Source organism: Kutzneria sp. CA-103260 (assembly GCF_018263855.1).
GTDB lineage: Bacteria > Actinomycetota > Actinomycetes > Mycobacteriales > Pseudonocardiaceae > Kutzneria.
The window spans coordinates 5,499,949-5,514,112 of the sequence record NZ_CP073318.1; the positions used below are offsets into that span (position 1 = coordinate 5,499,949).

The 14,164-nt window shown below is 70.8% G+C and carries 9 protein-coding genes; 3 read left to right on the top strand and 6 right to left on the bottom strand.

Going from position 1 to position 14,164, the window contains the following annotated elements; all coding sequences use genetic code 11:
* Positions 1-8: 8 nt before the first annotated feature.
* Entirely contained in the window at positions 9-1,100 is a 1,092-nt protein-coding gene (locus tag JJ691_RS23905) for a thioesterase II family protein (protein ID WP_211770943.1), read from the bottom strand.
* Positions 1,101-1,494: 394 nt separating this feature from the next.
* On the opposite strand from JJ691_RS23905, the gene JJ691_RS23910 reads away from it, so the two are divergent.
* Genes JJ691_RS23910 through JJ691_RS23920 form a run of 3 tightly spaced genes read left to right on the top strand, consistent with a single transcriptional unit; the run spans position 1,495 to position 4,608 of the window.
* The gene (locus tag JJ691_RS23910; protein ID WP_211770944.1) at positions 1,495-2,427 is read left to right on the top strand and encodes a thiamine pyrophosphate-dependent dehydrogenase E1 component subunit alpha; all 933 of its coding nucleotides are present in this window, start codon (positions 1,495-1,497) and stop codon (positions 2,425-2,427) included.
* A gap of 5 nt (positions 2,428-2,432) precedes the next feature.
* Entirely contained in the window at positions 2,433-3,440 is a 1,008-nt protein-coding gene (locus JJ691_RS23915) for an alpha-ketoacid dehydrogenase subunit beta (protein ID WP_249228264.1), read from the top strand.
* Entirely contained in the window at positions 3,433-4,608 is a 1,176-nt protein-coding gene (locus JJ691_RS23920) for a 2-oxo acid dehydrogenase subunit E2 (protein ID WP_211770946.1), read from the top strand. The genes JJ691_RS23915 and JJ691_RS23920 overlap by 8 nt, the downstream gene beginning before the upstream one ends.
* Before the next feature lie 84 nt (positions 4,609-4,692).
* On the opposite strand, the gene JJ691_RS23925 is transcribed toward JJ691_RS23920, so the two are convergent.
* From JJ691_RS23925 to JJ691_RS23945, 5 genes are read right to left on the bottom strand one after another with little or no spacing between them, the layout of a single operon-like run.
* On the bottom strand, positions 4,693-6,237 hold the full coding sequence (locus JJ691_RS23925; protein WP_211770947.1) for an amino acid adenylation domain-containing protein: 1,545 nt from the start codon (positions 6,235-6,237) through the stop codon (positions 4,693-4,695).
* Between the two features lie 29 nt (positions 6,238-6,266).
* Positions 6,267-7,286: a 3-oxoacyl-ACP synthase III family protein gene (locus JJ691_RS23930; RefSeq protein WP_211770948.1), complete on the bottom strand. Its 1,020-nt coding sequence runs from the start codon at positions 7,284-7,286 to the stop codon at positions 6,267-6,269.
* Positions 7,283-7,708, bottom strand: coding sequence for an aspartate 1-decarboxylase (gene panD / locus JJ691_RS23935; RefSeq protein WP_211770949.1), 426 nt, complete (start codon positions 7,706-7,708; stop codon positions 7,283-7,285). The genes JJ691_RS23930 and panD overlap by 4 nt, the downstream gene beginning before the upstream one ends.
* A 27-nt stretch (positions 7,709-7,735) precedes the next feature.
* Complete coding sequence (locus JJ691_RS23940; protein WP_211770950.1) at positions 7,736-9,091, bottom strand: DUF6002 family protein; 1,356 nt, start codon at positions 9,089-9,091, stop codon at positions 7,736-7,738.
* Positions 9,092-9,151: 60 nt separating this feature from the next.
* On the bottom strand, positions 9,152-14,158 hold the full coding sequence (locus JJ691_RS23945; RefSeq protein ID WP_306291380.1) for a non-ribosomal peptide synthetase: 5,007 nt from the start codon (positions 14,156-14,158) through the stop codon (positions 9,152-9,154).
* Between the last annotated feature and the right edge of the window lie 6 nt (positions 14,159-14,164).

Consider the following 14,164-nt stretch of genomic DNA (forward strand, 5'->3'; position numbering starts at 1 on the left):
TCACCCCCTCACGACACGTCCGCTGAGGCGGACATCTGCTGCTCGAACTCGTCCAGCAGGCTGCTCAGCGAGCCCTCCTGGCGCTGCGCCACGGCGCTCACCGCCGGCGCGGTGTCCTGCGCGACCAGCTCCTCGACCCGCTCCGCGAACTCGGCCAGCACCGGGTGGTCGAAGACCAGGTGCACCGGCACCGTCGTGCCGAAGGCCTTGGAGCAGCGGGACACCACCGTGGTCGCGACCAGCGAGTAGCCGCCGAGGTCGAAGAAGTCCTCGTCGGGCTGGATGCCGGCCAGCCCGAGCACGTCCTCCCAGATCTCGGTCACCGTGGCTATCGTTTCCGAGGACGCGTCGCCGGCCGCGGCGGCTCGCGGCAGCTCCGCGATGATCCGCGGGGCGTACGAGTCCAGCCGCAGTGCCGGGAAATGGCCGCCCGGCAGCACTTCCAGCCGGAACTCGGCCGAGGTGTGCCGCCGCCAGCCGGCGGCGTCCAGCTCGCTGACGCTCGGGTCGCTTTCGCCGGCGATCGCGGTGACCGGCAGCGGAAGCGGGGCCTCCGCGACGAAGTGGTACGTCTCCGCGGCCCGCAGGTCGGCCCGGGCCACCGCGAGCACCTGGTCGACGACCTCCCGGTCCGCTTCCAGCGCCGCCGGCAGGTTGCCCAGTCCGCGCAGCCAGGCCAGCAGCTCGTCGTCCGACAGCAGGTGGCGCGGCACGGGATCGGGCTCCGCGTCCGGCGCCGTGCTGACCACGGCGATCAGCTTGGCCGGCAGCCGCCGTCCGGACCGCCGCAGCTCGCGCGCGGTCTCGAAGGCCAGCAGCGCACCCATGCTGTGTCCCAGCAACGTGAAGGGCGTCGACACACTGGTGGCGATCTCGTCGGCCAGCGCCCGAACCACAGTGTCCACATCGGACACCGGCGGCTCGCCGAACCGCCGCTCGCGGCCGGGCAACTCGGCGGTCCACAGCGCGACGTCGTCGCCGAGGCGGCCGGCCAGGTCGCCGAAGACGGACGGACCGCCCCCGGCGTGCGGGATCGCGACCAGCGCCGACCGCGCGTCAGCCGGCGACGACGGGTGCCGGCGGAGCCATTCACCGCGCATCGCGCACCACCCGGCGGCGGCCGAGCGCAATTCCCTGCGACAAACCATGACGGTGGCCGAACTCTGCCATTGAGTGAACGCCCTTCTGCGAAGTCGCGACACCATCGCCACACCGGGCACAAAACACCGGGAGCGGCGGCTTCATCACTGTACATCCAACACCGAAACAAAAGTCACAATAGGTCGAACAGCCGACCGGGCGGTGCGTGACGCTGCGGTACGGTAGTGCCGAAAGCGGGCCGGCGACAACCCATACCCGCTGTTCAACCGCCCACCCTGGACAGTTGAACGGCCTCGGGCCACACCACCGGGAGCGCATTCATTCTGTCGACCACTATTCACGGTCCCGGCTACGATCCGGTTACCGGTGCAACCGCGGAACAGGGGCTCATCGATGCAGATCATCACCGAGGCCAAACGGCCGAGCGCCGTCGCCGTCGAATCACCGCCGGCCGATCTGGCCGCGCTGCTGCTGATCCGGCATTTCGAGCGGGCGCTGCTGCGACTGTTCGCCGACGGGCAACTGGACGGCACCACGCACACATGTCTCGGCCAGGAGCACGTGCCCGTCGCGCTGGCGCCGCTGCTGCGCGCGGAGGACACGGTGTTCAGCAACCATCGCGGCCACGGCCACTACCTGGCCCGCTACGACGACCCGGCCGGGCTGCTCGCCGAGATCACCGGGCGGGTCGGAGCGGTGTGCGGCGGAGTCGGCGGCAGCCAGCACATCCACCGCCCGGGCTACCTGTCCACCGGTGTGCAGGGCGAAAGCCTGCCGGTCGCCGCCGGGGTCGCGTTGCGGCTGAAGAAAACCAGCCCGTCGGCGATCGCGGCGGTCTTCGTCGGGGACGGCACGTGGGGCGAGGGAGCCGTCTACGAGGCGCTCAACCTGGCCGCCCTGTGGCGGCTGCCGCTGCTGGTCGTGGTTGAGAACAACCAGATCGCGCAGAGCACGCCGATCGCGGCGAACATGGCCGGCGACATCGCCGGCCGGGCCGCGGCCTTCGGCGTCGAGCACGTCCGCCTGACCGGCAACGACATCACCGACCTTCGCGCCCGGCTCGCCCCGGTGATCGACCGGGTGCGCACTCAGGAAGGCCCGGCGGTGGTCGAGTTCGACGTGCGGCGAATCGGCCCGCACAGCAAGGGTGACGACACCCGGGACCCCGCCGCCCGCGAGGAGGCCCGTGCGCACGACTGGCACGACGCCTACCGCGCCGCGGACCCGGACCTGTTCGACCGGATCGACGGCGAGCAGCGGGACCGGGTCGCCCGCGTGGTCGACGACGTGCTCGCGCGGCCGAAGTCCGTCTGGGAAAGGGCGTGACCGCGATGGAGCGGGTGGTCGAGAATCTGAACCGGGCGCTGGGCGGCCTGCTGGACCGGGATCCGAGCGTGTACCTGCTCGGCGAGGACGTGGTCGATCCCTACGGCGGCGCGTTCAAGGCGACGCGGGGGCTGTCGACCCGGCACCCGGACCGGGTGTTGGCCACACCGATCAGCGAAGGCGCTCTGGTCGGTGTCGCGAACGGCCTCGCGCTGTCCGGCGGCAAGGCGGTCGTGGAGATCATGTTCTCCGACTTCGTCGCGCTGGCCTTCGACCAGATCGTGAACTTCGCCGCCAAGTCGGTGTCCATGTACGGCCACACCGTGCCGATGCCGGTGGTCGTACGGTGCCCGACCGGCGGCGGCCGCGGCTACGGCCCCACCCACAGCCAGAGCCTGCAGAAGCACTTCATCGGCGTGCCCGGGCTGTCGGTGTACGAGATGTCGCCTTTCCTGGACAACGCGAGCCTGCTGGAGTTGGCCATGGCCGACGGCCGGCCGGCCGTGCTGTTCGAGGACAAGGTGCTGTACGGCCAGCGGATGCACCAGGACGGCGTGGTCGACGAGCTGTTCGGCTACGAGCTGGTCGACCCCGAATCCGGCACGACCGTGGTCAGCCTGCGCGACGACGCGCCGTGCGACTGCGTCCTGATCGCCCCCGGCGGCCTGTCGGCCCGGGTGCTGGCCGCCGCGCGGGAACTGTTCGTGCAGGAGGAAATCTGCTGCCGGATCGTGGTGCCCGGCCGGCTGTACCCGTTCGCCGTCGAGCCGCTGCTGGACCTGCTGGGCTCGGCCGGCCTGGTCTGCGTCGTCGAGGACTCCAGCGCCGGCGGCACCTGGGGAACCGAGGTGGCGACGCTGGTCTACCGGCGTCTGTGGGGCCGGCTGGCCCGGCCGGTGGCGCTGCTGTCCGCGGCCGACAGCATCATCCCCACCGCCGCCCATCTGGAGCGCGAGGTGCTCCCTCAGGCCGAAGACATCCGCGACCTAGTGATCGAGGCCCTCCGTGCGTGAGCTGAAGCTGCCCAAGTTCAACAACAACGACGACACCTGCGTGCTGGTTGAGTGGATGTTCGCCGACGGCGACACCGTGCCGGCCGGGTCGGTCGTGGCCGAGGTGGAGACGTCCAAGGCCATCGAGGAGTTGGAGCTGGACCGGCCGGCGGTGCTGCACCGACTGGTCGACGCCGGCACCGAGCACCGGGTCGGGCAGACGCTGGCGTGGCTGTTCGACTCCGAGCAGGAGCGGCAGGAGCAGCTGGCGCAGGGCGTGGACGTCCCGGCCGCCGAGGCGGACCAGCCGGCCTCGTTCGTGTTGTCGCGGCCGGCGCAGGAACTGGCCGATCGGCACGGCATCGGCCCGGACCAGTTGCGGGCACTGGGAAAGCAGGTCATCAAGACGTCCGATGTGCAGGCCCTCGTCGACGCGACCCGGACCCCGGCGACTGAGTCCACTGTGGAGCTTTCCCGGCGGCAGCGGGCGATCGCGGCGGTTGTCACCGAGTCCCACCGGGACGTGCCGACGGCGTTCGCCGCGATCAAGGTCCGGCTCGCCCCGCTGGACCGTCTGTCCACATCGGACGATGCTGATCCGGTGGGTCTGGTCGAGCTGCTGATCAAGGCGATCGCCCTGCAGCGCAAGGACTTGCCAATGCTGTTCGCCGGCCGGGCGGACGACCGGTTCGTCCGGGTGCCCGACAGCCCTGGTGTCGCGGTCACGATCGACGTGGGCAACGGGCTGTTCCTGCCGGTCGTGCCGGGCGCGGCCGAGCTGCGGGTCGACGAGGTCGCCGACCGGCTCATGGAGTTCCGAATCAAGGCGGTGCGCCAGGACTTCCGCGAGGAGGACTTCGCTGGGGCCCACATCACGCTCTCATTGCACAACGAGCCGGGCGTGGTGCTGGCGCGGCCCATCGTCTTCCCCGGTCAGTCGGCGATGGTCGTGCTGTGCGGCACCGAGCAGGAACTCCAGTTCGACGCCGACGGATCCGTCGTCCAGCAGGACTGCACGACGATCGGCGTCGCCTACGACCACCGTGTGGTCAACGGCCGCGAGGCGATGTCGTTCCTGCAGAAGATCAAGCAGCTGTTGGAGAGCCTCGACCGGTGCGCGGCGCTGATCGGCCGACCACAATCGAGCAAGGACGACCACTGTCCCCCTACGCCCGCCGCGTCTATGTGACGACCCTGGCGGTGATGACGCCCGCGCAGAGCGCACAACGAAAGGGGGGCCCGGTCCGTTGGACCGGGCCCCCCTTTCGTTCGGTCAGCGCCGCCGTCTGGACGCGATCGCGCCGAGCGCCCGCCGGTCGAGCTTGCCCGACCCGGTCAGCGGCAGCTCGTCGACCACCTGGTAGCGGTCCGGAACCGTGTGCCGCGGCAGCACGGTCAGCATGTGCTTGCGCAGCAACGTGGTTCGGTCCGTGCCGGCGTGATCGGCCAGCACCACGCAGGCCACCAGGAACTGGGCCGCGGCCGCCGTCGTGACCACCGTGACCGCGGCGTCGCGGACGCCGTCGCACGCCCGCAGCGCGGTTTCGATCTCGCCCAGCTCGATGCGGTATCCGCGCAGCTTGATCTGCTGATCGGCCCGCCCGAGGTAGTCGAACGCCCCATCCGGGAGCTTCCGCGCCAGATCACCGGTCCGGTAGTGGCGAACGCCGTCCAGCGTCACGAACCGCTCCGCGGTCAGCTCCGGGCGATTCAGGTAGCCGTCGGTCACGCCGGCGCCGGCGATCAGCAGCTCCCCGACCTCGCCGTCGGGTACCGGCTGCAACTGCTCGTCGCGGATGCCCAGGGTCAGGTGCGGCAGGCCGTCGCCGATCGGCGACGCGATCGGGCCGTCGAAGTCCGTTCGGGTGAGCAGCCGGTGGGTCGCGTACACGGTGGCCTCGGTCGGGCCGTACATGTTGACCGCCGCCGGCGGCGTGCCCCGGTAGGACGCGAGGAAGCCGCTGATGACCTCCAGGTTCACGCTTTCCCCCGCGAACACCAGATAACGCAGCGACAGCGGCGGCCGGCCGGTGTCCTCGTAGGCCGTGGCGACCGCGCGGAACACCGAGGGAACCTGCCCGAGCACGGTCACTTCCCGGCCGGCCAACAGGTCCAGCAGCGCCTCGGCCGACCGCGCCGCCTCCGCCGGCACCGCGACCGCCGTGGCGCCGGTGGCCACGGCGGCCCAGAACTCCCAGACGGAGACGTCGAAGCTGAACGAGTGGAACAGTGCCCAGCGGTCCCGGTGGTCGACGTCGAACAGCGGCAGCGCGGCCCGCAGCAGCGCCAACACGTTGCGGTGCGAGACCACGCAGCCCTTGGGCTGCCCACTCGATCCGGACGTGTAGATGACGTACGCCGGATCGGCGCCGTCCAGCTGGGGCCGCGGCACCGGCAGGTCCAGCACGTCGTCGACATGCGGGGCCATGACGGCGATGTCGGTCAGGCCGCGGTCGGCCGCCGACTCCGGGTCGCCGATGACGACCCGGAGCCCGGCGTCAGACACCATGTACCGCAGGCGCTCCGCCGGATAGGCGGGATCCAGCGGCACGTAGGCGGCGCCGGCCTTCAGCACGCCGAGGACACCGACCGGGATGTCCGCGCCCCGGTCCAGCATGAGCCCGACCAGGTCGCCCCGGCGCACGCCGAGGTCGGCCAGCCGGGCCGCGACCACGTCGGATTCCCGGTCCAGTTCCCGGTAGTCGAGGACGTGGTCCCGGTCGACGACCGCCGGCGCCGTCGACCGTGCGGCGGCGACGCCGCGGAACAGCTCCGGCAGCGTGCTGGCCGTGGCGAGCGGGGTTCGGTGATTGGACACGCGATCGTCTCCCTTCGGTGGACGTCGGATCAGACCCGCAGCAGCGTGCAGGACCAGTGCATGCCACTGCCCATGGCGGTCAGCGCGACCAGGTCGCCCTCGACGAGCGCGCCGCCGGACAGGTGGAGGTCGAGCGTGAGCAGCTGGTCCGCGCAGCCGGCGTGGCCGTGTTCCATGGCGATCTCGGCGTTGGTGCGGGCGAGCGGGATGTCCAGCGCCGCCGCGAGGCTGGACAGGGCGACGATGTTGTCGTTCAGGTGGATGAGCCGCGCGATCGACGACGCCTCGATGTCGGCCCGCTTGCACGCCCGCAGCACGACGTCCTTGGTGCGCTGCACGGTGAGCTCGCCGAACCGCTGCATGGCGGCCGTGTCCTCGCCGTAGAACGACTGGAGCCGCTGCACGGCGGGGGCGACGGGGGCGGGCGACTGCTCGCCGTCCTCCCACGGTTGCGCGACGCCGCCCCGGTCCAGCAGCAGCAGATCGGCCAACGAGCCGTCGGTGACGGTTTCGGTGACGAGCCACTGGCATCGGCTCTCGCCCCGCCTGAGCACCGCCGCGGCGGCGCCGTCGGAGAACACCGCCGTGTTGGAGTCCATTCGGTTCCAGTACGGCTCGCACACGCGGTTCACTCCGACCACCAGCACGGTGCGGTAGTCCGCGTGCGTGGCGAACTTGCCGGCGACGAGGTCGAAGGCCATCACGGTCGACGTGCAGGCGTGGCTGACCAGCAGGACTTCCGCGTTGCACGCGCCGATCCGGCCCTGCACGGCCGCCGCGGCGTCCCAGTACAGGTACTCCGACGGCCCCGTCGTGCACAGAACGACGGCGTCGAGCTCCGTCGCCGCGATCCCGGTTCTCGCCAGCGCCGCCTCGGCCGCCCGCACCGCGAGATCGTTGGGCTGCACGTCCGGCTCGGCCTCGTGGAAGCTGCGGAATCCCCAGGCGCGGAGCCGGCGCAGATCCTCGGTGTACTCCAGGGCGACGTCCGCGACCCGGGTGCGCCGGCCCAGCGCGGCGCCGATGCCGGCGATGCCGAAGGCGGTCATCCTTGGACCAGTTCGGGCCGGCTGCCGGACACCAGGCCGTAGCCGGCCGGCACGGCCGCGAGCGCGCTGTCCTTGTCCACCACGCGGTTGTCGCCGTCGACGAACACCACATTGGGCTTCACCTCGCGCGCCCGCTCCTCGGCGACGGACGCGTAGGCGATGATGATCACGAGGTCCTCGGTGTTCACCAGGTGCGCGGCGGCGCCGTTGATGCCGATGACGCCGCTGCCGCGGGGCCCCTCGATGACGTAGGTCTCCAGCCGGCTGCCGTTGGTCACGTCGACGATGTGGACGAGCTCGCCCTCCAGCAGGTCGGCCGCGTCCATCAGGTCGGCGTCGATGGTGACCGAGCCGACGTAATGCAGCGCGCACTGGGTGACCGTGGCCCGGTGGATCTTGGACTTGAGCATGGTGCGGAACATCGCTGTCGCCTTTCGGGATCGCGGCGGTTACCGGCCGGCCGCGGAGGACAGGAGCTGGGCGAGGTCGGCGGCGGTGCGGACCGGGCTGAGCTGGTCGTCGCGGACCGGGTCGATCATCTGGTCGCTGTAGTAGCCGGAGGCGTGCACGACGACGTCGGCGTCGGGCGCGATCAGGCCACGCTCGCGGGCCACCAGCAGCCCGGTCAGCGCCTTGACCAGCGACCACTCGCGGATCAGCGACGGGTCGGCGGCGATCTCGATGCCGGCCTCGGCGGCGAGGCCGCGGACGGTGTCGAAACGGGCCAGGCACTCGCGCCTGGACACCACGATCCCGCCGCCGCCGTGCCGGGCCACGATCTCGTTGACCGCGGTCCTGGTCGGCGGCTCCTTGGTGTAGAAGGTGGGGTCGATGACCTCGTTCGGGTCGTCGGTCTCGGCCGGGAAGGCCGCGGCCTCCCGCTGCCGCCACACGCCGGCCGCCGGGTCGTGCGTGTAGGCCGGCAGTTCGGCGCCGAGCACGCTGGTCACCATGTCGGCGGTGGCCAACTGCTGCACCAGGAAGAAGCCGGGATGCGTGGCCGGCGCGGCGAAGCCGGCCAGGCCGTCGGTGAGCACCTGGTGGCCGACGTGGTAGCCGAGCAGGCCGTACGCGCTGGACACGGCGTGCAGGTGCAGCCGCGGGGCCGAGTCGGCGGTGATCGGCAGCAGTTCGGCCTCGACGAACGCGCGGACGGCGTCGGCCACCCGATAGTTGTCCAGGTCGAGCGTGTACCAGAGACGGAAACCGGTCCGCGCCAACAGTTCCTCGGCGTGGTGCTCGTTCATCTCGACGGCGAGCTGCTTGACGTCGGCCGGCTTGTCGACCTGGGCCAGCACGAGGGGATTCGCCTTGCGCAGCGCGGCATCCGCGGTCAGCGGGCTGTCCCGCAGCTTGTTTCGCGACGCCTCCGGCACCACCGTGACGATGCGCAGCTCGTCCGGCGTCGCGATCCCGGTGGCGTAGGCGCGGGCCACCGCGTCCCGCAGCGCGGTGCCCTTGTTGCCGGAGGTCGGCGTCAGCAGCAGCAACCGCTCGCCGGTCCGGCGGATGTGGCTGACCGCGCGGGCGATCATCAGCAGCGAGGCCATGGTCTTGGTGGTGCGGGTGCCCGGATTGCGCATCAGGTCGAGCAGGTGCGTGCGCGGGCCGATCTCGGTCAGGCCGACGTCGGTGACGGCGGTGAACTCGCCGAAGTCGGCCGCTGTCCAGTCGGGGGCGAGCGGGACGAGGGGTTGGGTGGCGCGCCCCGCCGCGAGGCGCCCGGCCGCGGCCTGGACACCCGCCGAGTAGCGCGCGAGCGCGTTGGGAACGACGTCCGCAAAGGTCTGGTCGGCTGCCAACATGGGGTGATCGCTCCTATATGTCTGCGCCCGGGCCGTGGTCGGCCGCGGGCGTGGGCTTGGCTAGTGCGATTGGCCGGTCAGTTCGCGCAGTGCCTCGGCCGCCTCGGCGTCGGTCATGCCCTCCACCGCGACGATGATCTTCGCCCGCCGGGCCAGCAGCTCCGGCTCGGCCAGCGCCCGCAGGGCCTGCGCGGTTCCGCTCGGGGTGGCGTCGGCGTACAGCGCCTGCACCGACAGCTCCACCGCGAACGCCTGGTTGACGCGGGCGATGAGCTGGACGGCGAGCAGCGATTGCCCGCCCAGCCGGAAGAAGTCGTCGTGGATGCCCACCGGCCGGTCCTGGTCGAGCACCTCGGCCCAGAGCAGGGCCAGCAGCTCCTCGACCGGGTCGCGCGGCGCCGCGAAGTCGCCCGCCGCCGGAGCGGACGAGAAGTCCGGGGCCGGCAGCGCCGCTCGGTTGATCTTGGCGTTGGCGGTCAGCGCGAAGGTGTCCACCCGCACCAGGGCGGCGGGAACCATGTAGTCGGGCAGATCGTCGGCCAGCGCGGCCAGCAGGTCCTGCTCGCGCACGTCCGGCGCGGCCTGGTAGTAGGCCACGATGCGCTTGGTGCCGCCGGAGTCCTCGTGCACCAGCGCCACGGAGCGGGTCACCCCAGCCTGGCGGGAGACGGCGGCCTCGATCTCGCCCAGCTCGATCCGGTAGCCGCGCAACTTGATCTGGTTGTCGCGGCGGCCGATGAACTCGACGTTGCCGTCCGGCAGGTATCGGGCGATGTCACCGGTGCGGTACAGCCGCCGGCCCGGTCGGCCGGTGAACGCGTCCGGCACGAACCGCTGCGCGGTGAGCGCGGGGCGGTTGTGGTAGCCGCGGGCCAGCCGGCCGCCGCCGACCACCAGCTCGCCGGGAACACCGGTGGGGACGAGGTTTCCGTCGCCGTCGACGATGAAGATGTCGTATCCGGGCAGAGCCCTGCCGATCACCGGCGTGCGGGCGGCGTCCACCACGGCGGCCGAGACGGTGTTGCACTCGGTGGGGCCGTACTGGTTGAAGGCGCGCCAGCGGCCGTCGCCCATCTCCTGCCACAGGCCGTCGCCCATCGCCTCGCCGGCGATCAGCAGCCGGATGCCGTGCGGGATGCGGTCGAGCTTGCCGATGGCCCGCAGCATCTCCAGCTGGGCCGGCGTGCAGTCGAGCAGGTCCAGTCGCTCACGTTCGATCAGGTCGAGCAGCAGTTCGGGGTCGCGGCGGGCCTGCTCGGGCACCATCACGAGGGTCGCGCCGCCCAGCAGCCAGCCCAACTGCTTGACCGAGCTGTCGAAGAAGACGGGCGCGTTGAGGCCGATGCGCCGGGGGAACTCGCCGTCGCCGACGATGACCGACCTGGTGGCCCAGATCAGGCGGCGGGCGGCCCGGTGGGTCATGACGACGCCCTTGGGTTGTCCGGTCGACCCCGACGTGTAAATCGCATACGCCGCGTTCCCCGCCCGAACCCCCGACACCACCCGAGACGACGGCACACCCGCCAACACCGAACCATCATCCACACACAACACCCGCCCCACACCACCAAAACGACCAACCAAACCCCGCTCCGTCACCACCACACCCACACCCGCATCACCCAACACAAACCCCAACCGCCCAACCGGCAAACCCGGATCCAACGGCAAATACACCCCACCCGCCTTCAACACACCCAACAACCCCACCACCAACTCCACCGACCGCCCCACACACAACCCCACCACAACCTCAGGACCCACCCCACACCCACGCAACCACCACGCCACCCGATTCGACCACTCATCCAACTCCGCAAACCCCACCACCCGACCACCACACACCACCGCCGCACCACCACCCACACCATCAACCACAGCCTCGAACAACTCATGCAAACAACGGTCCTCCGGCCAGTCCACATCGGACAGCCGGTCGGCGATCTCGGCGTTCTCGGCGGTGGTCAGCATGGTCAGCCCGGACACCCGCGACGACGGCTGCGCCGTCGTCAGGGACTCGAGCAGGGTGAGGTAGTGGCCGGCCAGGCGACGCACGGTGGCGGCGTCGAACAGGTCGGAGTTGTACGTGATGCGCCCGGCGACCCCGTCGCCGTCGTCCTCAAGGCTCAGCATCAGGTCGCAGATGGCGGCGCCGTTGTGCAGGCGCGTGAGTTCCACCGCCACGTCGGCCATCGGCCGCGACGGCGCCGGGGCCATCTCGTAGCCGAACATCACCTGCACCACCGGCGAGCGGCTCGGGTCCCGCTCGGGCTGAAGGGTCTCCACGATCTTCTCGAACGGGAGGTCGGCGTGCGCGTACGCGCCGAGGCAGGTCTGGCGGACCCGGGCCAGCAACTCGCCGACCGACGGGTCGTCCGACAGATCCGCCCGCAGGGCGAGGGTGTTGACGAGGAACCCGATCAGCGGCTCCAGTTCGGCCCGGCCGCGCGTGGCCACCGGGACACCGATGAGGAAGTCGCGTTGCCCGGTGTGCCGGGCGACCAGCAGATCGAACGCGGCCAACAGGGTCATGAACGTGGTCACGCCCTCGCGGGCGGCCAGGGACCGGACGGCGGCGGCGAGATCGCCCGGAATGGTCAGCTCGACCACTCCGCCACGATGCGTCTGGACCGCCGGTCGCTGGCGGTCGGACGGCAGCTCCAGCACGGTCGGCGCGTCGACGAGCCGATCCTGCCAGTACCGGGCCTGCGCCTCGGCGGCCTCCGTGCCCAGCCATTCCTGTTGCCAGGCCGCGAAATCCGCGTAGTTCAGGGACAGCGCAGGCAGTGCGGCCTCGACGCCGGACACCCGGCTTTCGTAGTGGTGCACCAGTTCACGGGTGAACACGTCCACCGACCAACCGTCGAACACCATGTGGTGCATCGCGATCACGACCAGGTGGTCCGCCGGCCCGATCCGCAGCAGACTGGCCCGGATCACCGGCCCCGTCGCCAGATCGAAGGAGCATCGGACCAGCTGCTCCGCGCGGTCGACCACCTCGGCCTCGGAGAGACCGGTCGCGTCGACGACCTCCCATGGAACATCCACATCGGACTGGATCGCCGGCGCGGGACGGCCGTCGACGGTCGGCAGGACAGTGCGCAGAACTTCGTGCCTGGCCACCACATCGGCCACGGCGGCCCGGAGGTGTTCGGTCGACAGCTCGCCACGCAGCCGATAGGCCAACGGCACCGTGTAGGTGGACAGTCCGGGCGACAGTTGTTCCAGGAACCACATCCGCTGCTGCCCGGCCGACAGCGCGATGCCGGCGCTGCGGTCGGCCGGGACGACGGGCGCGGACGTCCCGGCCGCTCCACGGGACCGCACAAGGTCGGCGATGCCGGCAACCGTGCGCTGATGCAGCACATCCACCGGGGCCAGTTCCGCGGCCAGCACCGCACGTACGGCCGAGGACAGCTTGGTCGCGGCCATCGAATGGCCGCCGAGGTCGAAGAAGTCGTCATGTACGCCGACGTCCTGCGGGCGCAGTCCGAGCACATCGGCGACGAGCTCGACCAGCGCCTGCTCCACCGGGTCGCGCGGCCCTTCCACGACTCGCGGCTCGACGGCGGTTCCGGGCTCGGGCAACGCGTTCCGGTCGATCTTGCCGCTCACCGTCAGGGGCAGCGCCGCGAGGCGGACCAACAGCGACGGAACCATGTAGTGCGGCAGCCGGTCACGCAGCGCGTCGCGAAGCTCATCAATGTCGGCGTCGCCGGTCAGGTAGGCGACCAGCCGCGCGCCGGCACGCGGGTCGTCGCGGCGAACGACCGCGCAGTTGGTGACCCCGGGCAGGCCGCCGAGCACGCTCTCGATCTCGCCCGGCTCGATCCGGAAGCCGCGCAGCTTGATCTGGTCGTCGATCCGGCCGAGGAACTCCAGCTCGCCGCCGGGGCCGGTGGTGACCCGGTCACCGGTGCGGTACAGCCGCTGGCCCGGGATGCCGCTGAACGCGTCCGGCACGAACCGCTGCGCGGTGAGCGCCGGCCGTCCGAGATAGCCGCGGGCGACCCCGGCGCCGCCGATCAGCAGCTCGCCGGGAGTTCCCTCCGCCGTGAGCTCCAGTGATTCGTCCACTGTGTACACACGAGTGCCGGTGATGGGGCGGCCGATCGGCACCATACCCTCGGAGACGTCGCCCACGGGCAGGTGAAAGGTGGAGTTGATGGTGGTCTCGGTGGGGCCGTAGAGGTTGACGACCTGAAGGCCCGGCAGTTGGGCCTGGCACTGGGCGACGAGCTCGTGGTCGAGCGCCTCGCCGCCGCACACCATCCACCGCAGCGAGGTGCCGGTCAGGCCGCCGTCGGCGACGAACTGGCGCAGCACCGCGGGCGGCAGGCCGAGCACGTCGATCCGTTCGGCGACAACGAGTTCACGCAGGGCCTTGCTGTCCACGCTGAACTGCGGCGGCGCCATCACGAGCGTGCCGCCGGTGGTCAACGGACCGTAGAACTCCCAGCCGGCCGCGTCGAAGCTGGGCGAGGTGATCTGCAGGAAGCGCAACGGCTCGCCGGACCAGAGCTCGGAGGTGATCCACGAGATGTGGTTGACGATGGCGGAATGCGGGACGGTGACGCCCTTGGGTTGTCCGGTCGACCCCGACGTGTAAATCGCATACGCCGCGTTCCCCGCCCGAACCCCCGACACCACCCGAGACGACGGCACACCCGCCAACACCGAACCATCATCCACACACAACACCCGCCCCACACCACCAAAACGACCAACCAAACCCCGCTCCGTCACCACCACACCCACACCCGCATCACCCAACACAAACCCCAACCGCCCAACCGGCAAACCCGGATCCAACGGCAAATACACCCCACCCGCCTTCAACACACCCAACAACCCCACCACCAACTCCACCGACCGCCCCACACACAACCCCACCACAACCTCAGGACCCACCCCACACCCACGCAACCACCACGCCACCCGATTCGACCACTCATCCAACTCCGCAAACCCCACCACCCGACCACCACACACCACCGCCGCACCACCACCCACACCATCAACCACAGCCTCGAACAACTCATGCAAACAACGGTCCGTGCCCTTCACCGTTCT

What these genes read in the sequence shown, in the direction of transcription:
- JJ691_RS23930 (WP_211770948.1), bottom strand. Translation starts at nt 7,286, where the DNA reads ATGACCGCCTTCGGCATCGCCGGCATCGGCGCCGCGCTGGGCCGGCGC.
- panD (WP_211770949.1), bottom strand. Translation starts at nt 7,708, where the DNA reads ATGTTCCGCACCATGCTCAAGTCCAAGATCCACCGGGCCACGGTCACC.
- JJ691_RS23910 (WP_211770944.1), top strand. Translation starts at nt 1,495, where the DNA reads ATGCAGATCATCACCGAGGCCAAACGGCCGAGCGCCGTCGCCGTCGAA.
- JJ691_RS23905 (WP_211770943.1), bottom strand. Translation starts at nt 1,100, where the DNA reads ATGCGCGGTGAATGGCTCCGCCGGCACCCGTCGTCGCCGGCTGACGCG.
- JJ691_RS23915 (WP_249228264.1), top strand. Translation starts at nt 2,433, where the DNA reads ATGGAGCGGGTGGTCGAGAATCTGAACCGGGCGCTGGGCGGCCTGCTG.
- JJ691_RS23940 (WP_211770950.1), bottom strand. Translation starts at nt 9,091, where the DNA reads ATGTTGGCAGCCGACCAGACCTTTGCGGACGTCGTTCCCAACGCGCTC.